Here is a 19,614-nt window from a genome sequence, read left to right on the forward strand (position 1 = left end):
GGGACGGCGTCCGCACCGCCCCCGCCCCCGGCGAAAAGGCCTGCTCATGAAGCTCTCCATCGTCGTCCCCTGCTACAACGAAGAGGCCGTCCTGAGCCGCTTCGACGACACGATCCGCGCGGTCCTCGCCGGGCTCGCCGTCGAGTACGAACTCTGTTATGTCGACGACGGCAGTTCCGACGGCACCCTGGCCCGGCTGCGCAGCCTCGCCCAGCAGCACCGCGGCACCACCCGCTACCTCTCCTTCAGCCGTAACTTCGGCAAGGAACCCGCCATACTGGCCGGCCTGCGGGCGGCCGACGGCGACGCGGTGATCCTCATGGACGCCGATCTGCAGCATCCGCCCGAGCTCATCGAGAAGATGCTCGACCTCTACCAACTCGGCCACGACCAGGTCGTCGCCAAGCGCACCCGGCACGGCGACCGGCCGGTGCGGACCGCGCTGAGCAGGCTCTACTACCGCGCCGTCAACAGGTGGGTGGATGTCGAACTCACCGATGGCGTGGGCGACTTCCGGCTGCTGTCCCGTACGGCCGTGGACGCGCTGCTCTCGCTGCCGGAGTACAACCGCTTCTCCAAGGGCCTGTTCTCCTGGATCGGTTTCGACACGGTCACCTTCGACTACCGCAACGCCGCCCGGGAGGCGGGCGAGACCAAGTGGCACGTCGGCTCGCTGGTCAACTACGGCATCGACGGCATGCTGTCCTTCAACTCCCGCCCGCTGCGGCTGGCCATCTACGCCGGGCTCGCCCTGGCCTCGCTCGCCGCCCTCTACACCCTGTGGATCATCGGCGCGGCCCTCGTCGGCGGGGTCACCGCGCCGGGCTATGTGACGCTGGTGGCCATCATCGTCGGCCTGGGCGGGCTGCAGATGGTGATGCTCGGGCTGATCGGCGAGTACATCGGACGGATCTACTACGAGGCCAAGCGGCGGCCGCACTTCCTGGTCAAGGAGAGCAACACCGCCGTTCCCGCGCCCACGCCCGCGGACGCCGCCCGGGCCGGCTCCCGGGCCGGCTGATGCGCGGGCTGCCGACGCTCGCCCCCTGGGGCCGGATCGTGCGCTTCGCCGCCGTCGGCGGGATCAACACCCTCACGTTCTACGCCTGTTACCTGCCGCTGCGGCGGATACTGCCGTACTTCGCGGCCTACACCGGCGCCTTCGCGCTGAGCATGGTCTGCTCGTTCCTCCTGAACACCTACTTCACCTACCGCACCCGGCCGACCTGGAAGAAGTTCCTGCTCTTCCCGCTCACGCAGGTCACCAACTATGCGGCGCAGAGCGTGGGGCTGGTGCTGCTGGTGAGCTGGTGCGGGCTGAACACCGCGGTGGCGCCGCTGGCGGCGGCGCTGGCCGCCCTCCCGTTCACCTTTCTGGTCTCCCAGCGCATCCTGCGCCCGCCCGCTCAGCCCGGTCCGCCGCCGGCCCGCTCCGTCGGGCCCGTCTGAGCCCGCCAGCCCCCGAACAGCGCACGCTGCCCGACCGAGGTCTGACGGGCCGTGTACAGCCTGCCGTCGGTGCCCAGCGCGACCACCACCGCGCGCCCGGCGACATCCTGGGCGACACCGGCCGCCGCCGAATGCGCCACCCTGCCCCGCTGCCAGGGCCCGGGGGCGTCCTGGGCCATCGCCATCCGCACCTCGCCGGCATCGTCACGGGCCGCGAGCACCATCCGGCCGGCCCCGCCGACCGGCGCCGCCGCCACCCGCCCGTACCCGCCGACCGCCGCACACCGCGCCGACACCCGCCAGCCGCCGATCCTCCGCGGCCGCTCGGCAATCAGTACCTGGGCGGTGGCCGACCGGCGGAAGACGGCCCGCACCACGCCGTCGGCCAGCGGGACCAGGCTGACCGGACCGGCCGGCTGCGGCAGCCCGGTGGCCGCGGCCGGCCGCGGCGGCCCCCCGGCCTCCTTGGACACCCAGTGCTCCACGGTCCCGGCGCCGGGCGCGGCCAGATGGATCAGCCCGGCGGAGTCCACGCAGGCGTCCAGCCCGTCGATGATCCGCGGGGACGCCAGCAGCGTGCTGACCGTGCCCTCCAGCCGCTGCCACGGCGAGAAGCCCCGCCCGGCCGGGCCGCTGCGGTGCGCGATGTTGCCGTCCCAGGTCCGGACGAAGACGTGCACCGTGCCGTCCGGGGTGGCCACCGCCGCCGGGAAGCCGATCTCCAGCGATCTGACCGGGTCCGCGTCCGGGGAGCCCAGCGACTCCCAGCGCGCGAACGCGGGCACCCCGTCCGGGCCGGTGCCGGTCTGCGGCGCGGTCAGCAGCTCCCGGTGGTGGTCGGCGTGCCGACCCGGCAAAACGGTGCGGGAGGCGAACAGCTGGAGCGTGCCGTCCGGCCGGCGCACCACATGGAGCTGCCCCTGCAACAGCGCACCGCCGACCGGTACCGGCGCGCCGAAGCTGCCGCTGCCCGGCCGGGTCTCGGCCCAGCAGTACGCCCGGCCGCCCAGGACCGCGAAGGCCGCGAGCCGGCCGTCCTGCGCCGGGCGGAGCCAGGCGTTGGAACCGGGCGCCCGCAGCCGCGTGCTGCGGGTCCAGTTGCGGGACCCGCCGTACAGCGCCGAGCCACCCACCTTGCGGTCGCCGCAGCCGGCCGGGTCGCCGCAGGCGCGGTGGTCGGCCCAGCCGTAGACCGACAGCAGCGCGGCCTTGCGGCGGGCGGTGGCCAGGTCGAGGTCGTGGGGCAGCACTCCGGCCTCGTAGCCGAGGTAGTGCTCCACGATCGGGGGCCGCCCGCGGTCGGCGTACGCCGCCAGCGCGGCCTGCGCGAAGTAGGCGGAAGCGGTGTGGTCCTGATGGTCGTAGTAGCGCGGCCCGGCCAGCCGGGGATCGTGATCCGGGGTGGCCGGCGGCCGCTTCCGCGCGTGCACCGGGTTCGGGTCCAGGGTCCGTACGACCGTGGGCCGGACCCGGTCGAGCACCGCCACCAGGGTCCGGATGACCTGGTCGCGGGTGTAGTGGAACTGCCGCCGCACGGGGGTGCCGTCGGGGCGCAGCGTGGGGAGGGTGGGCGCGGCCCCGAGCCACAGGCCACGCAGGCTGACCGTGCGGGCCTGCCAGACGGCCCGGGACTCCACCAGTTCCAGGAAGATCAGCTGGTGCTGCGGGGCGTCGTGCAGCGTCTGGATCTCCGCCTCGAAGCCGGGGAGCAGGGAGAGGGCCGCGACGTCCCAGCGGGCGGCCGGGCTGCCGGTGACCATCGCGGCGTGCGCGGCCCGCAGTCCGTTGGCCCGCGCGCGGGCGAAGGCGGCCCGGTCCACCGGGACCCGCTCGGGGTCGGGGGCCCGCAGGCTGACGTTGTGGCCGTCCGCCTCGCCGCCCGTGAGGCAGACGGTGACCGAGCGCGCCCCGCCGCGCAGGGACTGCTCCAGGTCGGGGTTCATGAAGTACAGGCCGTCGTCGGCGTGCGCGACGATGTGCACGAAGGACTGGCCGGCCGGGTCCACCAGGGAGCGGCCGGGGCCCGCCGGTCCGGCCGTACGGGAGGCGCCGTCCGGCAGCCGGGCCCAGACGGCGGCGCCCGCCGTCGCGGCGAACAGCCCGCCGCCGGCGACCTGAAGCAGCCGGCGGCGGGACAGCAGGGGCACGGGCACGGGTGACACACCCTCAGTATTCGGTCACCGGGGAGTTCCTGCCTGCCCGACAATTCCCCACTTCCTCGGATCTGTGACCGGGCCCACAGAACATTCAGATGACGAAGAACAACCTTTTTGGGTGAACAAGAGTCGTACGGCTGACAACGCACGAGACCCCTTTGGGGAGATTTCTGCGTTCTGTACTCAGCTCATTACGAGGAGTAGCACCGCATGTCCGAGACAGGCCTTGACGCCGTACCCCGGTTCAGCATCATCGTCCCCGTGTTCCGCGTGCAGGGCTTCCTGCGCGCGTGCCTGGACTCGGTGCTGGCCCAGGAGTTCACGGACTTCGAGCTCCTCGCCGTCGACGACTGCTCACCCGACCACAGCGGCGCCATCCTGGACGAGTACGCCGCCCGCGACGCCCGTGTCCAGGTGCTCCACCTCCCGGAGAACGCCGGTCTGGGCCCGGCCCGCAACGCCGGCCTGGAGCAGGTCCGCGGCGACTACGTCCTCTTCCTCGACAGCGACGACACCCTCGTACCCGGCGCGCTCGGCGCCCTGGCGGACCGGCTGGCCGCCACCGGGGACCCCGAGATCCTGATCTTCGACTACGCCCGGACCTACTGGGACGGCGCCACCCGGCGCAACACCCTCTCCGGGCTGCTCGACGAGTCCGGTGCGCCCACCTTTTCGCTGGCCGAGCGCCCCCGGCTGCTCGATCTGCTGCAGATCGTCTGGAACAAGGCCTACCGCCGCGACTTCGTCGAGGAGCACGGCTTCACCTTCCCCCCGGGCTACTACGAGGACGCCCCCTGGACCTTCTGCACCCTGATCACCGCACGGCGGATCGCGGTCCTGGACCGGGTCTGTCTCCACTACCGCCAGCGCCGGCAGGGCGGCAACATCCTGCGCACCACCAGCCGCAAGCACTTCGACGTCTTCGACCAGTACGCCCGGGTCTTCGCCCACCTGGACGCGCACCCCGAGCTGTCGCGCTGGCGCCCGGACATGTTCCGCAAGATGGTCGACCACTATCTGACCGTCCTGGACAAGCCGGGCCGGCTGCCGCGGAACGCCACCGCCGAGTTCTTCCACCGTGCCGCCCGCGACTACCGCCTGCGGATACCGGCCGGCTTCGTCCGCCCCACCGGCACGGCCGGCGGCAAGTACGCGCTGCTCGCCAAGGACGCCTACCCGGCACTGGCCGGCCTCAAGGCCGCCGGCAAGCTGCGGCGCACGGTGCGCAAGCACACCGGCAAACGGGTCCGGCAGGCCAAGCGCAAGGCGATGGACCTGCGCTACCAGGCGCTGCTGCGGCAGCCGCTGGACGAGAACCTCGCCGTCTACTCCGCGTACTGGAACCGGCGGCCGGCCTGCAACCCGCTGGCGGTCTACGAGAAGGCCAAGGAGCTGGCGCCCGGGATCCACGGCGTCTGGGTCGTCAAGAAGCAGCTCGCCGAGGCCGGCGAGATCCCGGCCGGCATCGACCACGTCGTGCTGAACTCCCCGCGCTACTGGGAGGTGATGGCCCGCGCCAAGTACCTCGTCAACAACGTCAACTTCGCGGACGGCGTGGTCAAGCGCGAGGGCCAGATCCATCTGCAGACCCACCACGGCACCCCGCTGAAGTCGATGGGCACCGACCAGAAGCGCTACCCGGCCGCGGCCAAGGGCATGAGCTTCCGCAAGCTGCTGGCCCGCGCCGACCGCTGGGACTTCTCGCTCTCCGCCAACCAGCACACCACCGAGCAGTGGGAGCGGGTCTACCCCTGCGACTTCGAGGCGCTGAACGCGGGCTACCCCCGTAACGACGTCTACTACCGGGCCACCGCCCAGGACGTCCTGGACATCCGCGCCCGGCTGGGCATCGCGCCCGGCAGGATCGCGGTCCTCTACGCCCCGACCATGCGCGACTACCAGGTCGGCTACGTCCCCCGGCTCGACCTGGAACGGATCTCCCGCGAGCTGGGCGAGGACTTCGTCCTGCTGGTGCGCACCCACTACTTCTACGACCAGGACCCGCGTCTCCAGGCGCTCCAGGAGCGCGGCGCGCTGATCGACGTCTCCGGCCACCCGGTCGTCGAGGAGCTGTGCCTGGCCGCCGACGCCCTGATCACCGACTATTCGTCGATCATGTTCGACTACGCCAACCTCGACCGGCCGATCCTCACCTACGCCGACGACTGGGACACCTACGTCCGCTCCCGCGGGGTCACCTTCGACCTGCTCTCGGGCCGGCCGGGCGACACCCCGGGCACCCTCGCCACCACCGAGGACGAGCTGATCGAGGCGTTCCGCAGCGGCCGCTGGGACGACGAGCGGGCCACCGGGCTGCGCGCCGCGTTCCGTGCGCGCTTCTGCCAGTGGGACGACGGGCACGCGGCCGAGCGGGTGGTCCGCCGGGTCTTCCTGGGCCAGGAGGCGACCCCCGCCCCGCTGCCGCCGGCCGAGCGGACCGTCGCCCCGTCCCCGCGCGCCGCAGCCGGCGCGGGCCGGCTGCCGCTCGCGGGCACCCGGCTGCCCGCCCAGCGGGAGGGCAGCCCGTCCGACGAGGCGACGTCCGACGTGGCGACGTCCGACGCGAGGCCGTCCGCCGAGGCGACGGACATCGAGCTCGCGGGCTGAACCGGCCACGCCCCCACGGCGGGGTGCCGCGGGCGGGGATGGCGCCGCGGCACCCTTCCCCTTTTCCGGATTCGGCCGGGGCCGGTCCGCTCAGCGGCCGCCGAGCGCGCTGACCACGGCCGCGGTCAGCTCGTCGAGATAGCCGGCCGGCACCTCGTCCCGGACCACCAGCAGCCGCCAGTACAGCGGCCCGGTCAGCAGGTCCAGGGCCAGCCGGCCGTCCGCGCCGGCCGGGATCTCGCCGCGTTCGACGGCGCGCGCCACCATCGCCGTGGCGACGCCCTCCTGGCTGTCGTGCAGCGCGGACTTCAGTGCGGCCGCCAGTTCGGGGCTGCGGGCCGCCTCCGCCAGCAGGTCCGGGATGATCTGCGAGGCCATGGGGTGGCGCAGCGCACGGGCCGCGACCTCCAGCAGCACCCGTACATCGCCCGACAGCGACCCGGTGTCCGGCGTCGGCATGCCGGCCGCGGCCACCGCGGAGACCACATCGAGGACCAGGTGCAGCTTGGAGCGCCACCGCCGGTAGACGGCGGTCTTGCCCACGCCGGCCCGCCGCGCGATGCCCTCGATCGACATCCGGGCGAAGCCCACCGCGGCCAGCTCCTCGAAGACCGCGGCACGGATCGCCGCGGTCTTGTCCTCGCGCAGTACGGCGGCGCCTGCCGGGCTCCGGCGCGCCGCCGCGGTCTCGCTTCCGCTGCCGTCGTGTGCCATGGCTTGAGCATAACGTCACGACGCTACGGTTGCGTTTCGACGCGGGCTCCCTCTAGGCTCGACGTCGCGACGATACGGACCCGTCCCATCGTCGCCCTCCGTGTGCGGCCCCTGTACGCAAACGAAAGCGGCCTCCTCCATGCCCCAGACCCTCGCGCCCCCGGTCGCGACGCCCACCCCGGCGCCCGCGCCCGGCACCGCCCCCGACCCCGAGCTGCGCGCGCTGGCCGAACGCCATGGCCTCACGGTGAGCGGCGCCCGCCCCTCACTGTCGGAGTACACCCGCCAGCTGTGGCACCGGCGGCACTTCATCACCTCGTTCGCCAGCGCCAAGCTGACCGCGCAGTACACCACCGCCAAGCTCGGGCAGCTCTGGCAGGTACTGACCCCGCTGCTCAACGCGGCCGTCTACTACTTGATCTTCGGCGTGCTGATCGGCACCCGGAAGGGCGTCCCGGACTACGTCCCGTTCCTGGTGACCGGCGTCTTCGTCTTCACCTTCCTGCAGAACTCGGTGATGGCCGGCACCCGGGCGATCTCCGGCAGCCTCGGCCTGGTGCGGGCGCTGCACTTCCCGCGGGCCTGTCTGCCGATCTCGTTCTGCCTGGCGCAGTTGCAGCAACTGCTGTACTCCATGGGCGTGCTCGTGGTCATCCTGCTGTGCTTCGGGCAGGTGCCGACGTGGTCGTGGCTGCTGGTCGTCCCGGCGCTGACGCTGCAGTTCGTCTTCAACACCGGTCTGGCGATGGTCATGGCGCGGCTGGGGGCGAAGACCCCGGACCTGGCGCAGCTGATGCCCTTCATCATGCGGACCTGGATGTACGCGTCCGGCGTGATGTTCAGCATCAGCCTGATCCTCCAGGGCAAGCACCTCCCGCAGTTCGTGGTGGTGCTGCTGAACGGCAACCCCGCCGCGGTCTACATCGACCTGATGCGCTTCGCCCTGATCGACAGCTTCACGCACAAGCAACTGCCGCCGCACGTCTGGGCCTTCGCCGCCGGCTGGGCCCTGGTGGCGGGTGTTTTCGGCTATGTGTACTTCTGGAAGGCCGAGGAGCGGTACGGACGTGGCTGAACTGACGAACGGTACGGACATGGCCGAGCGCACGAACGGCAGCCGGCCGACCGAGACCGCCCAGGACCTCATCCCGACCGTGATCGCGGACGATCTGCACATCGTCTACCGCGTCTACGGCACGGGTGCCGGCAAGGGCAGCGCCACCGCGGCCCTCAACCGCATCGTCCGCCGCAAGCCGTCCACGGGCGTGCGCGAGGTGCATGCGGTCAAGGGTGTGTCCTTCACCGCCTACCGCGGCGAGTCGATCGGCCTGATCGGCTCCAACGGCTCGGGCAAGTCGACGCTGCTCAAGGCGGTCGCCGGCCTGCTGCCGGCGGAGCGCGGCAAGGTCTACACGCACGGCCAGCCCTCCCTGCTGGGCGTGAACGCGGCGCTGATGAACGACCTGACCGGCGAGAAGAACGTCCTCCTCGGCGGCCTGGCCATGGGCATGTCCCGCGAGCAGGTCCGCGAGCGCTACGACGGCATCGTCGAGTTCTCGGGCATCAACGAGAAGGGCGACTTCATCTCGCTGCCGATGCGCACCTACTCGTCCGGCATGTCGGCCCGGCTGCGGTTCTCCATCGCCGCGGCCAAGGACCACGACGTGCTGATGATCGACGAGGCGCTGGCCACCGGCGACCGCAGCTTCCAGAAGCGCTCCGAGGCCCGCATCCGCGAGCTGCGCAAGGAGGCCGGCACGGTCTTCCTGGTCAGCCACAACAACAAGTCCATCCGCGACACCTGCGACCGGGTGCTGTGGCTGGAACACGGGGAACTGCTGATGGACGGCCCCACCGACGAGGTCATCGAGGCGTACGAGGCACACCGGTAACCGGCCTGGGCCCATGCCGAAGGGGCGCACCCGCGAGGGGTGCGCCCCTTCATGCATGCCCGCGCACGGTCGGCCGCGCGAGGCGGCGACCGGTCAGCTGTGCGTGCGCAGCAGCGTACGCATCGTCCGCATGGCCACGGACAGGTTCGCCAGATCGAACCCCTCCGACCCGTGGATCTCCTCCAGCGTCGCCCGGGCGCGGCTGAGGATCGCCGCGTTGGCCTGCTCCCAGGCCTTGAACCGCTGCTCCGGCGTCGAGGAGCCGTTGCCCTCCGCCAGCACATCGGCGGTCAGCGCCGCATGGGCCGCGAAGAGGTCCTCGCGGATCGAGGCGCGGGCCATCGACTGCCAGCGGTCGTTGCGCGGCAGCTCCAGGATGCGGTCGAGGAGCTGGTTGATCCGCAGCCGCTCGCCCAGGTCGTAGTAGACCTCGGCGACGTCCAGCGGCTGCTTGCCCGTGCGGTCGGCGATGGCGACGAGGTCCAGCGCGGGGAAGACCGAGGAGAACCCGGACACCTGGACGGCCAGCGGCTCGGGCACGCCCGCACCGGTCAGCTCCTCCAGGATCGTCTGGTACCACTCCTGGTCGGTGCCCTGCAGCAGCTTCGGCAGCTCGCCCCAGACCTCGGCGACCCGGTCCGCGAAGAAGTCGATGGTCTGCGACAGCTCCAGCGGCTGCGGGCGGTTGTTGAGCAGCCAGCGGGTGCCGCGCTCGACCAGCCGGCGCGAGTGCAGCCGGATCCGGGTCTGGACATCGGCGGCGACGACATTGTCCAGCGCCTCGACGTCGTCCCAGACCTGGCCCAGCCGGAAGATCGCCCGGGCCGCGGTGTGCGCCCGCACGACCTCTTCGAGGGAGGCCCCGGTCTCCTCCCGCATCCGGTGCAGGAAGCTCGTACCGCCGGTGTTGACGGTGTCGTTGACCAGTACCGTCGTGATGATCTCGCGGCGCAGCGCATGCCCGTCGACCTGCTCGGGGAACCGGTCGTGCAGCGCCGAGGGGAAGTAGGCGTGCAGCAGCCGCTCCAGATAGTCGTCGTCCGGCAGCCCGGTCCGGATCAGCGCATCGGAGACCGTGATCTTGGTGTACGCCAGGAGCACCGCGGTCTCCGGCTGGGTCAGCCCGCGCCCGGCGTTCAGCCGCTCGCGGATCTGCCGGTCGGTGGGCAGGAACTCCAGCGCCCGGTCGAGATCGCCGTCGCGCACCAGGCGGCGCATGAAGCGCTGCTGGGCGTGGAGCATGCTGGAGGACTGGGCGAGGGCCAGCGCCAGCGCGGTGTTCTGCGCGTAGTTGTTGCGCAGCACCAGCGCGCCGACCTCGTCGGTCATCTCGGCCAGCAGCTTGTTGCGCTGCTTGACCGTCATGTCGCCGTCCGCGACCACGGAGTTGAGCAGAATCTTGATGTTCACCTCGTGGTCGGAGGTGTCCACACCGGCGCTGTTGTCGATCGCGTCGGTGTTGATCTTCCCGCCGGACGCGGCGAACTCGATCCGGCCCAGCTGGGTCAGGCCCAGGTTGCCGCCCTCGCCGACGACCTTGACCCGCAGGTCCTCGCCGTTGACCCGGATGGCGTCGTTGGACTTGTCGCCCACATCGGCGTTGGACTCCGCCGAGGACTTCACATACGTGCCGATGCCGCCGTTCCACAGCAGGTCGACCGGTGCCTTGAGGATGGCCTGCATCAGATCGGCGGGCGTCATCTTCTTGATGCCGGCCTCGATGCCGAGGGCGGCCCGCACCTGCGCGTTGATCGGGATGGACTTGGCCGAGCGGGGGTGGATGCCGCCGCCCTGCGAGAGCAGCTCGGCGTTGTAGTCCGCCCAGGACGAGCGGGGCAGCTCGAAGAGCCGGCGGCGCTCGGCGTAGGAGGTCGCCGCGTCCGGGGCGGGGTCGAGGAAGATGTGCCGGTGGTCGAAGGCGGCGACCAGCCGGATGTGCTCGCTGAGCAGCATGCCGTTGCCGAAGACGTCACCGGACATGTCGCCGACGCCGACCGTGGTGAAGTCCTCGGTCTGGGTGTTGTGGCCCAGCTCGCGGAAGTGCCGCTCGACCGACTCCCAGGCGCCGCGGGCGGTGATGCCCATCTTCTTGTGGTCGTAGCCGGCGCTGCCGCCCGAGGCGAACGCGTCACCGAGCCAGAAGCCGTACGACTCGGCGACCTCGTTGGCGATGTCGGAGAACGTCGCGGTGCCCTTGTCGGCGGCGACGACCAGGTAGGTGTCGTCCTCGTCGTGCCGGACGACGTTCTGCGGGTGGACGACCTCGCCGCCGACGAGGTTGTCGGTGATGTCCAGCAGACCGGAGATGAAGGTCCGGTAGCAGGCGATGCCCTCGGCCAGCCAGGCGTCCCGGTCCTGCGACGGGTCCGGCAGCTGCTTGCCGACGAAGCCGCCCTTGGCGCCGACCGGCACGATGACGGTGTTCTTGACCATCTGCGCCTTGACCAGGCCGAGGATCTCCGTACGGAAGTCCTCCCGGCGGTCCGACCAGCGCAGACCGCCGCGCGCGACCTTGCCGAACCGGAGGTGGACGCCCTCGACCTTCGGGGAGTACACCCAGATCTCGTACGCGGGGCGGGGCGCCGGCAGGTCGGGGATGGCCTGCGGGTCCAGCTTCATGGACAGATAGGCGTGCGGCCGGCCCTGGCTGTCCTTCTGGTAGTGGTTGGTGCGCAGCGTCGCCTTGATGACGGTGAGGAAGGACCGCAGGATCCGGTCCTCGTCCAAGGAGGCGACCTGGTCGAGCGCGCCGTCCAGCTCCTCCAGCAGCCCGTCCGTCAGCTCCGTGCCGGCCCGCTGCCGGTCGGGGGACATCCGTGCCTCGAAGAGGGAGACCAGCAGCCGGGTGGTGTGGACGTTGTTGGAGAGGGTGTCCTCCATGTACGTCTGGCTGAAGGTCGAACCGGCCTGCCGCAGGTACTTGGCGTAGGCCCGCAGGACCATCGCCTGGCGCCAGTTGAGACCGGCCTGCAGCACCAGCGTGTTGAAGTTGTCGCTCTCGGCCGCGCCCGTCCACACCGCCGTGAAGGCGTCCTGGAAGCGCTCGCGGGCGTCGTCGCCCTTGACGTGCTCCGGCATCCGCAGCCCGAAGTCGTAGACCCAGGCGACGGTGGAGTCGGCGCAGCGCAGCTCGTGCGGACGCTCGTCGATGACCTCGACGCCCAGGCGGTTCAGGCCCGGCAGCACGCGGGAGAGCGAAACCGGCTCGCCCCGGCGGTAGATCTTGAAGCGGCGCTCGCCCGGGCCCGCGTCGACCGGCTCGTAGAGGCTGACCGAGAAGTCCTTGCCCGGCTCACCGGTGAGCTTCTCCAGATGCTGGAGGTCGGCGACGGCGCTGCGCGGGCTGTTGTCGGCCTTGTAGCCCTCAGGGAAGGCGTGGCTGTAGCGGCGCAGGAGCTCGGCGGCGCGCTCCTCGCCGACCTCGGCCGTCAGCGCCTCGGCGAAGCCGTCGGCCCACGAGCGGGCGGCCTCCACCAGCCGGCTCTCCAGGCGGTCCACGTCGGCGTCGGTGAGCTCGGGCAGGCTGGCGCCGGGCTCGACACGGATGACGAAGTGCAGCCGGGAGAGAATCGACTCGGTGTTCCAGGCGGTGAAGTCGACGCTGGTGCCGCCCAGCTCCTCCTTGAGGATGTCGATCAGGCGCAGCCGCACCCCGGTGGTGTACCGGTCGCGCGGGAGGTAGACCAGCGCGGAGTAGTAGCGGCCGTACTCGTCCTGGCGGAGGTAGAGCCGCAGCCGGCGGCGCTCTTGCAGGTAGAGCACGCTGGTGGCGATGGACCGCAGCTCGTCGACCGGGGTCTGGAACAGCTCGTCGCGCGGGTAGGTCTCCAGGATCTGGAGCAGGTCGCGGCCGTCGTGGCTGTCCGGGCTGAAGCCCGCGCCCTCCAGCACCTCGGCGACCTTGCGGCGGATGACCGGCACCCGGCGCACGGACTCGGTGTACGCGGCCGAGGAGAACAGGCCCAGGAAGCGCCGCTCACCGATGACGTTGCCCTTGGCGTCGAACTTCTTGACGCCGACGTAGTCGAGGTAGGAGGGGCGGTGGACGGTGGCGCGGCTGTTGGCCTTGGTCAGGACGAGCAGCTTGTGCTCACGGGCCTTGGCGCGGGCGTCGGCGGGCAGCCGGTTGAACGACGGCGAGACGGGGTGACCGTCGGCGGTCTCGCGGTGCGGCGGATCGGCACGCAGGATGCCCAGGCCGGTACCGGGCACCGCGGTCAGCACGTCCTCGTCGCCGCCGCCCTCACCGGGGACGGAGGTCAGCTCGTACTCGCGGTACCCCAGGAAGGTGAAGTGGTCGGCGGACAGCCACCGCAGCAGCTCCTGGGCCTCCTCGATCTCCTGGTCGCGCAGATCGTCGGCGGTCGGCTCGGAGCCCAGCTCGTCGGCGAGCCGGCCGGCGGCGCCGCGCATCTTCTCCCAGTCCTCGACCGCCTCGCGGACGTCGGACAGCACCCGCAGCAGATCCGCGGTGATCTGCTTGAGGTCCTCCCGGTCGGTCTCGCGGTCCATCTCGACATGGATCCAGGACTCGGTCACCGCGTCGTGCGGCAGCTCGGTGCCCTTGCCCTTGCCGGTCCTGCCGTGGGCGTCGCAGTTGGAGTCGAAGACCTCGATGAGCTTGCCGGTGACATCACGGCGGACGATCACCTGCGGGTGGATCACGACATGGATGCCGCGCCCCTGCCGGGAGAGCTCATTGGTGACCGAGTCGACCAGGAACGGCATGTCGTCGGTGACCACCTCGACGACGGAGTGGCTGCACGTCCAGCCGTTCTCCTCGACGGTCGGGGTGTGCACCCGGACGTTCGCGGTGCCCTGAGGACGCATTTCCGCGAGGCGGTAGTGCGAGAGCGCGGCGCCGAAGACGTCGACCGGGTCGCGGTCCGTGAGGTCCTCGGGAGCGGTGTGCAGGTAGTAGCGCTGGAGGTATCCCGCCAGGGCGTCCGGGTCGAGACCCCGTACCGGGTGCTTGCTCCCGGCCGGGCTGCTTTCAACGACCCGGGCGGCCCTGGCGAGCAGCTCGGTTTTGGCTTCGTCCAGCTTGGTCTGCATGTCCTCTGGCTCCTGTCGCGCGCCGTTGCGTGACGTTGTGGAAGAACGTGATGGAAGCCGCACAACGCCGCCGTGACGCGAGGTGTTCTGTCGCTGTCGACGCTATGCCGCGATGAGAGAGGGCCGGGTCGCCATCGACTGTTTTTGACAAAGTCGACAGGGAAAGTTGGCCGCAACGACCAGCGATCGCCCGGTCACGGTCGTGCCCCGGGCGCACGGCAGGGGCCTCGATGCCCCCGCGGATTATCGCGCTGATCACGATGCAAGGCTATCGCTCCCCCTACGGGTGCCGTCATGGGCCTTGTAGGTACAAAACCTTGGCGTGAACTTAGACCTTCCGGACAACGCACGGCCGGGGTGGGGTGTGCGTGCCGCCCTGGCGCCCGGACTCCCGGCGGGCCCGCACGGGAGCGGCGTCCGGGCACCGCCGCCCAGGAGGCCGGACAGGCGTACCGGCCCCTGAACGGATCCTGGGAAAGGCTCTAGACGACGAGCGCTCCCGCCAGCTCGACTGCCTCGGCGAGCGTGTCCACCACCGGCACCCCGGCGGTCTCCAGGCTCCCGCGGCTGTGCGATCCGCCCGTGTAGAGCACCGCACGCGCACCCGCGTCCTGCGCCGCCACCGCATCGTCCACGGCGTCACCGATCACGACCGTACGCTCCGGCTCGACGTGCTCCATCGCGGCCAGATGCCGCACCATGTGGGCGCTCTTCGTACCGCCGGACGGTCCGGTCCGGCCGTCCACCCGCACGAACCGCGACTCGATGCCGAAGCCGCGGACGATCGGTATCAGATCGTCGTGCCCGTACATGCTCAGAATCGACTGGCTGCGCCCGGCCGACTGCCAGCCCTCCAGGAGCAGATCCACGCCCTCGGCGAGCTCACAGGCCAGGCGGTGGGTGCTGTAGTGGCGGTGGAACGCCTCGTCCATCACCAGCCACTCCGCGTCCGTGGGCAGCCGCCCCATCAGGCGCTCGTAGAACCGCGGCACGGGCACGCAGTACAGCTCGCGGTACGTCTCCAGGGTGATCGGCTCCAGCCCGATCTCCGCGAAGGCGGAGTTCGTCGCCCCGATGACGGCGTCGATGTCATGGAACAGGGTCCCGTTCCAGTCCCAGACGATGTGCGTCGCGTGCTTCCCCATGCGATTCCCCCTGGTCGTTGCCCGTGCGTTTCCCGTGGAGAAAAGGTACCCGCACCCGCTGACAACGCGGCCGGACCTGCGGCGATCGAGCCACTAGCCGATCAGGTGCGGGATCTCCTGCACCCCGAACCACAGCAGATCGTGGTCCTCGGCACCGTCGACCGTGAACTGCGCGTCGTCATCGCCCTGGTCCGCCGCGCCGAGCGCCGCCGCGGCCGCCGCGATGTCCGCCTCCGCGTCGTCGGCATCCACGTGCACCGCCGCGGCCTTCGAGAGCGGCACCGGCCCGGCGACCCGCACCTCACCCAGCGACGACTGGTCGAGCCCCCGGTCCGGATCCGCCGCGGCCGCGCCGTCCGGCACGTCCACGGCCACCACCACCCGCCGCCGTGCGAGCTCCGGGTGTCCGGCGAGCATCCGCAGCGACGCCTGCGCGGCCCGGTTGAGCGCCGCGTACTCCAGCTCCTCGATGTCGTCCGAGACGTACCACTCGCGCAGCGCGGGCGTGACGGCGTACGCGCCCAGCGAGCCGGGGTCCAGCTCACCGTTCTTGTGCGCCTCTGCGAGACCGGAAAGGGTCAGGGGGACATAGACGCGCATGGCAGCCGCTTCCGCTCGATTCGCTCGACTCTCACGATTGTCCCGCCAGCATACGGGCGCGGGTCCCCCATCGTGCCGCCCCCACAGCCCTCGTGCCGCCCACCCGGAGACCGCCCACCGGCCCGCCCTCAAGGCCTCATACCAAGCCCGCGCCACGGACGGGTGAAACGTGCGCGCCGCCCGCCCCGGCCCCTCCGCGCCTTGCTGCCGCCCCGGTCCCGTCGATAGAAGATCCCCACCACAAAAGCTACCGCCCGGTAATTCACGGGCCCGGCACCTCGGGGGCGATCACCAGCATGACCGGCACCAACAGCACCACGGCGGACACCACACCCGCTGCCACGGGGCGCACCACGCCCGACGCGGGGCACACGCCACCGCCCGCACCGGCCGTCCCCCGGCCACGGCGCTCGCCCGCCGACCGCCGGCCCCTCGGCCCGGCCGGCAGCGGCCCCGGCGCCTCCGGCCGGAGCGGTCCGGGCGCAACCGGCCGCGGCTCCGGCCCGGGCGGGCGCAGCCCCGGCGCCGCCGGCCGCGGCCCCACCCGTACCGCGCCCCGCCCCGGTCGTCCCACCGCCCTGGCCGCCGCGGCCGGCCGCCGGGCCACCCCCGGCGGCTCCGCCACCCCGGTCACCGCGGTCGGCGTCCCCCTGCCGACCGCCGGTGCGCGGCGCCGGGCGCACGAGAGCCGGCCGCACCACTGGTTCGCCCAGCAGCTGCTCCTCGCCCTCAGCGGTCAGCGCCCCGTGCACGCCCTGCTGGGTCATGCGCTGCCGGCCGCGTACGACCGGCTGGCGGAGCTCGCCCCGCAGGCACCGCTGCGGCCGGTCCCGGTTCCCGGCGTCCGCGGGCCGGCCCCCACGGTGCGCGACTGCGGGCTGTGCCGGCCCCGCCGTGGCGTCATCGAGGCCTTCGCCCGGATCGCGGCGGGCGAACGGCTGCGGGCGCTGGCCTTCCGGCTGGAGCTGGGCGCCGACGCCCGCTGGCGCTGCGCCGCCCTCGACATCGGCCCGACCTCGGGCACCCCGGGCACGGCCTGATGCCCGGCCGGCACGCAAAGGCGCCCCGGCCGACTCCGGCCGGGGCGCCCCTCTGCTCCGCGGCCCGGGCGGCCCGTCCCCGGGCCGCCTCACCGCTCAGCGCTCACTTTTTACGGCGACGCCCCGCGCTCTTCTGGGCCTTGCGGCGCTCGGCGCGGGTCAGCCCGTCCGCCTCGGAACGGGCCGGTCCGGCCTCCTCGTCGCTGATGAAGTCGCCCTCGATGACGCTGCCGTCGCCGTCCACCTTGGGAGCGGAGAAGTGCAGCCGGTCCGGACGCTGCGGCGCCTCCAGGCCCTTGGCGTGGATCTCCGGGCGCACCGCGCCGGCGGGCACGGCGTCCTGGAGGTCCTTGTCCAGCGAGGTCTGCGCCTCCTCCACCGGAACCTCCTCGACCTGCTGCTCGACCTGGACCTCCAGGTTGAACAGGTAGCCGACGGACTCCTCCTTGATGCCCTCCATCATCGCGGTGAACATGTCGAAGCCCTCGCGCTGGTACTCGACCAGCGGGTCCTTCTGGGCCATCGCCCGCAGGCCGATGCCCTCCTGGAGGTAGTCCATCTCGTAGAGGTGCTCACGCCACTTGCGGTCCAGGACGGACAGCACGACCCGGCGCTCCAGCTCCCGCATGACGTCCGAGCTGAGCTGCTCCTCACGGGCGGCGTACTGCTCGTGGATGTCGTCCTTGACGGCATCGGCGATGAACTCGGCGGTGATGCCCGCGCGGTCGCCGGCCTCGTCCTCCAGCTCCTCGACGGTCACCTTGACGGGGTAGAGCTGCTTGAACGCGCCCCACAGCCGGTCCAGATCCCACTCCTCGGCGAAGCCCTCGACCGTCTCCGCCTGGATGTAGGCGTCGATGGTGTCGTCCATGAAGTGCTTGATCTGGTCCTGCAGGTCCTCGCCCTCCAGGACGCGGCGGCGCTCGCCGTAGATCACCTCACGCTGGCGGTTGAGCACCTCGTCGTACTTCAGGACGTTCTTGCGCGTCTCGAAGTTCTGCTGCTCGACCTGCGACTGCGCGGAGGCGATCGCCCGGGTCACCATCTTGTTCTCGATCGGGACGTCGTCGGGGACATTGGCCATCGCCATGACCCGCTCCACCATCTGCGCCTTGAACAGCCGCATCAGGTCATCACCCAGGGAGAGGTAGAACCGCGACTCGCCGGGGTCGCCCTGACGGCCGGAGCGGCCGCGCAGCTGGTTGTCGATCCGCCGCGACTCGTGCCGCTCGGTGCCGAGCACGTAGAGCCCGCCGAGCTCCTTGACCTCTTCGAACTCCGCCTTGACCGCGGCCTCGGCGCGCTCCAGTGCGGCGGGCAGCGCGGCCGCCCACTCCTCGACGTGCTCGACCGGGTCCAGGCCCAGCTGCCGCAGCTCCGCCTCGGCGAGGTCGTCGGGGTTGCCGCCGAGCTTGATGTCCGTACCGCGGCCGGCCATGTTCGTGGCGACCGTGACGGCACCCTTGCGGCCCGCCTGGGCGATGATCGGCGCTTCCCGGTCGTGCTGCTTGGCGTTGAGGACCTCGTGCGGCACACCGCGCTTGTTGAGCTGCTGGGAGAGGTACTCGGACTTCTCCACGGAGGTCGTGCCGACCAGGATCGGCTGGCCCTTGCCGTGCTTCTCGACGATGTCCTCGACGACCGCGTCGAACTTCGCGGGCTCGGTGCGGTAGATCAGGTCCGCCTGGTCCACGCGGACCATCGGGCGGTTCGTCGGGATCGGGACGACACCGAGCTTGTAGATCTGGTGGAACTCGGCGGCCTCGGTCATGGCCGTACCGGTCATGCCGGAGAGCTTGTCGTAGAGGCGGAAGAAGTTCTGCAGGGTGATCGTGGCGAGCGTCTGGTTCTCGTCCTTGATCTCCACCCCTTCCTTCGCCTCGATGGCCTGGTGCATGCCCTCGTTGTAGCGGCGACCGGCGAGAATACGGCCGGTGTGCTCGTCGACGATCATGACTTCGCCGTCGATGACGACGTAGTCCTTGTCGTTCTTGAAGAGCTCCTTGGCCTTGATCGCGTTGTTGAGGTAGCCGACGAGCGGGGTGTTCACCGATTCGTACAGATTGTCGATGCCCAGCCAGTCCTCGACCTTGCTGACACCGCTCTCGTGGATGCCGACGGTGCGCTTCTTCTCGTCGACGTCGTAGTCGCCGGTCTCCTCGATGCCGCGCTGCGGGTTGGCGGCCTCGCCCCGCTTCAGGCGCTGCACCAACTTGGCGAAGTCGCCGTACCACTTGGTGGCCGAGTCCGCCGGGCCGGAGATGATCAGCGGCGTACGGGCCTCGTCGACGAGGATCGAGTCGACCTCGTCGACGACCGCGAAGTTGTGGCCGCGCTGGACGAGTTCGTCCTGCGACCAGGCCATGTTGTCGCGCAGATAGTCGAAGCCGAACTCGTTGTTGGTGCCGTAGGTGATGTCGCAGTTGTACTGCTCACGGCGCTGGGCCGGCGTCATGTCGGCGAGGATGCAACCGACCGTCAGACCCAGGAATTTATGGACGCGGCCCATCATCTCGGAGTCGCGCTCGGCCAGGTAGTCGTTCACCGTGATCAGGTGGACGCCCTTGCCGGACAGTGCGTTGAGATACGTCGGGAGGGTACCGACCAGGGTCTTGCCCTCACCGGTCTTCATCTCGGCGACGTACCCCAGGTGGAGGGCCGCGCCGCCCATCAGCTGGACGTCGTAGTGCCGCTGGCCGAGCACCCGCTTGGCGGCCTCACGGACCGTGGCGAACGCCTCGGGCAGCAGATCGTCGAGGCTCTCGCCGTCCGCGAAGCGCTCCTTGTACTCATCCGTAAGGGCACGCAGCTCCGCGTCGGACAGCGCCGCGAAGTCCTCCTCGATGGAGTTGACCTGGCCCGCGATGCGGTGCAGTTTGCGCAGGATCTTTCCTTCGCCTGCACGCATGATCTTCGTCAAGACGGACACTTGGGCTGGTCTCCTTGCCGGTCGGGC

The 19,614-nt window shown here is 71.1% G+C and carries 12 protein-coding genes; 6 read left to right on the top strand and 6 right to left on the bottom strand.

Annotated features, from left to right (window positions below):
* Positions 1-46: 46 nt before the first annotated feature.
* Positions 47-1,021, top strand: a complete 975-nt coding sequence (locus EST92_RS00465; RefSeq protein ID WP_129278989.1) for a glycosyltransferase family 2 protein — start codon at positions 47-49, stop codon at positions 1,019-1,021.
* Positions 1,021-1,449: a GtrA family protein gene (locus EST92_RS00470; protein WP_129278990.1), complete on the top strand. Its 429-nt coding sequence runs from the start codon at positions 1,021-1,023 to the stop codon at positions 1,447-1,449. The genes EST92_RS00465 and EST92_RS00470 overlap by 1 nt, the downstream gene beginning before the upstream one ends.
* Here EST92_RS00470 and EST92_RS00475 read toward each other — a convergent pair.
* Positions 1,407-3,602: a PIG-L family deacetylase gene (locus tag EST92_RS00475; protein WP_129278991.1), complete on the bottom strand. Its 2,196-nt coding sequence runs from the start codon at positions 3,600-3,602 to the stop codon at positions 1,407-1,409. The two genes, EST92_RS00470 and EST92_RS00475, sit on opposite strands and share 43 nt — an antisense overlap.
* A gap of 213 nt (positions 3,603-3,815) precedes the next feature.
* Between EST92_RS00475 and EST92_RS00480 the strand changes: the two genes are divergently transcribed.
* Positions 3,816-6,212, top strand: a complete 2,397-nt coding sequence (locus tag EST92_RS00480; RefSeq protein ID WP_129278992.1) for a bifunctional glycosyltransferase/CDP-glycerol:glycerophosphate glycerophosphotransferase — start codon at positions 3,816-3,818, stop codon at positions 6,210-6,212.
* A 90-nt stretch (positions 6,213-6,302) separates the two neighbouring features.
* On the opposite strand, the gene EST92_RS00485 is transcribed toward EST92_RS00480, so the two are convergent.
* Positions 6,303-6,926, bottom strand: a complete 624-nt coding sequence (locus EST92_RS00485; protein WP_129245769.1) for a TetR/AcrR family transcriptional regulator — start codon at positions 6,924-6,926, stop codon at positions 6,303-6,305.
* A gap of 139 nt (positions 6,927-7,065) precedes the next feature.
* On the opposite strand from EST92_RS00485, the gene EST92_RS00490 reads away from it, so the two are divergent.
* Both EST92_RS00490 and EST92_RS00495 read left to right on the top strand, forming a co-directional pair.
* Positions 7,066-8,001, top strand: a complete 936-nt coding sequence (locus EST92_RS00490; protein ID WP_129278993.1) for an ABC transporter permease — start codon at positions 7,066-7,068, stop codon at positions 7,999-8,001.
* Positions 8,002-8,020: 19 nt separating this feature from the next.
* Entirely contained in the window at positions 8,021-8,818 is a 798-nt protein-coding gene (locus EST92_RS00495; RefSeq protein ID WP_129279016.1) for an ABC transporter ATP-binding protein, read from the top strand.
* A 93-nt stretch (positions 8,819-8,911) separates the two neighbouring features.
* On the opposite strand, the gene EST92_RS00500 is transcribed toward EST92_RS00495, so the two are convergent.
* From EST92_RS00500 to EST92_RS00510, 3 genes are all read right to left on the bottom strand, one after another.
* Entirely contained in the window at positions 8,912-13,873 is a 4,962-nt protein-coding gene (locus tag EST92_RS00500) for an NAD-glutamate dehydrogenase (RefSeq protein WP_129278994.1), read from the bottom strand.
* A gap of 482 nt (positions 13,874-14,355) precedes the next feature.
* Positions 14,356-15,018, bottom strand: a complete 663-nt coding sequence (locus EST92_RS00505) for an HAD family hydrolase (protein ID WP_129278995.1) — start codon at positions 15,016-15,018, stop codon at positions 14,356-14,358.
* Between the two features lie 93 nt (positions 15,019-15,111).
* A complete protein-coding gene (locus EST92_RS00510; RefSeq protein WP_129278996.1) occupies positions 15,112-15,618 on the bottom strand; it encodes a hypothetical protein in 507 nt (168 codons plus the stop codon).
* A 296-nt stretch (positions 15,619-15,914) separates the two neighbouring features.
* Here EST92_RS00510 and EST92_RS31750 point away from each other — a divergent pair, with 296 nt between their 5' ends.
* Positions 15,915-16,658 carry an Rv3235 family protein gene (locus EST92_RS31750; RefSeq protein WP_216849057.1) on the top strand — a complete coding sequence of 248 codons (744 nt, stop codon included), beginning with the start codon at positions 15,915-15,917 and terminating at the stop codon, positions 16,656-16,658.
* 103 nt (positions 16,659-16,761) lie between these two features.
* Here the strand turns inward: EST92_RS31750 and secA are convergent, their stop codons facing one another.
* A complete protein-coding gene (gene secA / locus EST92_RS00520) occupies positions 16,762-19,587 on the bottom strand; it encodes a preprotein translocase subunit SecA (RefSeq protein ID WP_129278997.1) in 2,826 nt (941 codons plus the stop codon).
* Between the last annotated feature and the right edge of the window lie 27 nt (positions 19,588-19,614).

Source organism: Streptomyces sp. TM32, from assembly GCF_004122755.1.
Taxonomy (GTDB): domain Bacteria; phylum Actinomycetota; class Actinomycetes; order Streptomycetales; family Streptomycetaceae; genus Streptomyces; species Streptomyces sioyaensis.

Bases quoted from the DNA above. Each gene is read 5' to 3' on its own strand.
- EST92_RS00510 (WP_129278996.1), bottom strand. From the start codon at position 15,618: ATGCGCGTCTATGTCCCCCTGACCCTTTCCGGTCTCGCAGAGGCGCAC.
- EST92_RS00495 (WP_129279016.1), top strand. From the start codon at position 8,021: ATGGCCGAGCGCACGAACGGCAGCCGGCCGACCGAGACCGCCCAGGAC.
- EST92_RS00485 (WP_129245769.1), bottom strand. From the start codon at position 6,926: ATGGCACACGACGGCAGCGGAAGCGAGACCGCGGCGGCGCGCCGGAGC.
- EST92_RS00465 (WP_129278989.1), top strand. From the start codon at position 47: ATGAAGCTCTCCATCGTCGTCCCCTGCTACAACGAAGAGGCCGTCCTG.
- EST92_RS31750 (WP_216849057.1), top strand. From the start codon at position 15,915: ATGACCGGCACCAACAGCACCACGGCGGACACCACACCCGCTGCCACG.
- EST92_RS00500 (WP_129278994.1), bottom strand. From the start codon at position 13,873: ATGCAGACCAAGCTGGACGAAGCCAAAACCGAGCTGCTCGCCAGGGCC.
- EST92_RS00490 (WP_129278993.1), top strand. From the start codon at position 7,066: ATGCCCCAGACCCTCGCGCCCCCGGTCGCGACGCCCACCCCGGCGCCC.
- EST92_RS00470 (WP_129278990.1), top strand. From the start codon at position 1,021: ATGCGCGGGCTGCCGACGCTCGCCCCCTGGGGCCGGATCGTGCGCTTC.
- EST92_RS00505 (WP_129278995.1), bottom strand. From the start codon at position 15,018: ATGGGGAAGCACGCGACGCACATCGTCTGGGACTGGAACGGGACCCTG.
- EST92_RS00480 (WP_129278992.1), top strand. From the start codon at position 3,816: ATGTCCGAGACAGGCCTTGACGCCGTACCCCGGTTCAGCATCATCGTC.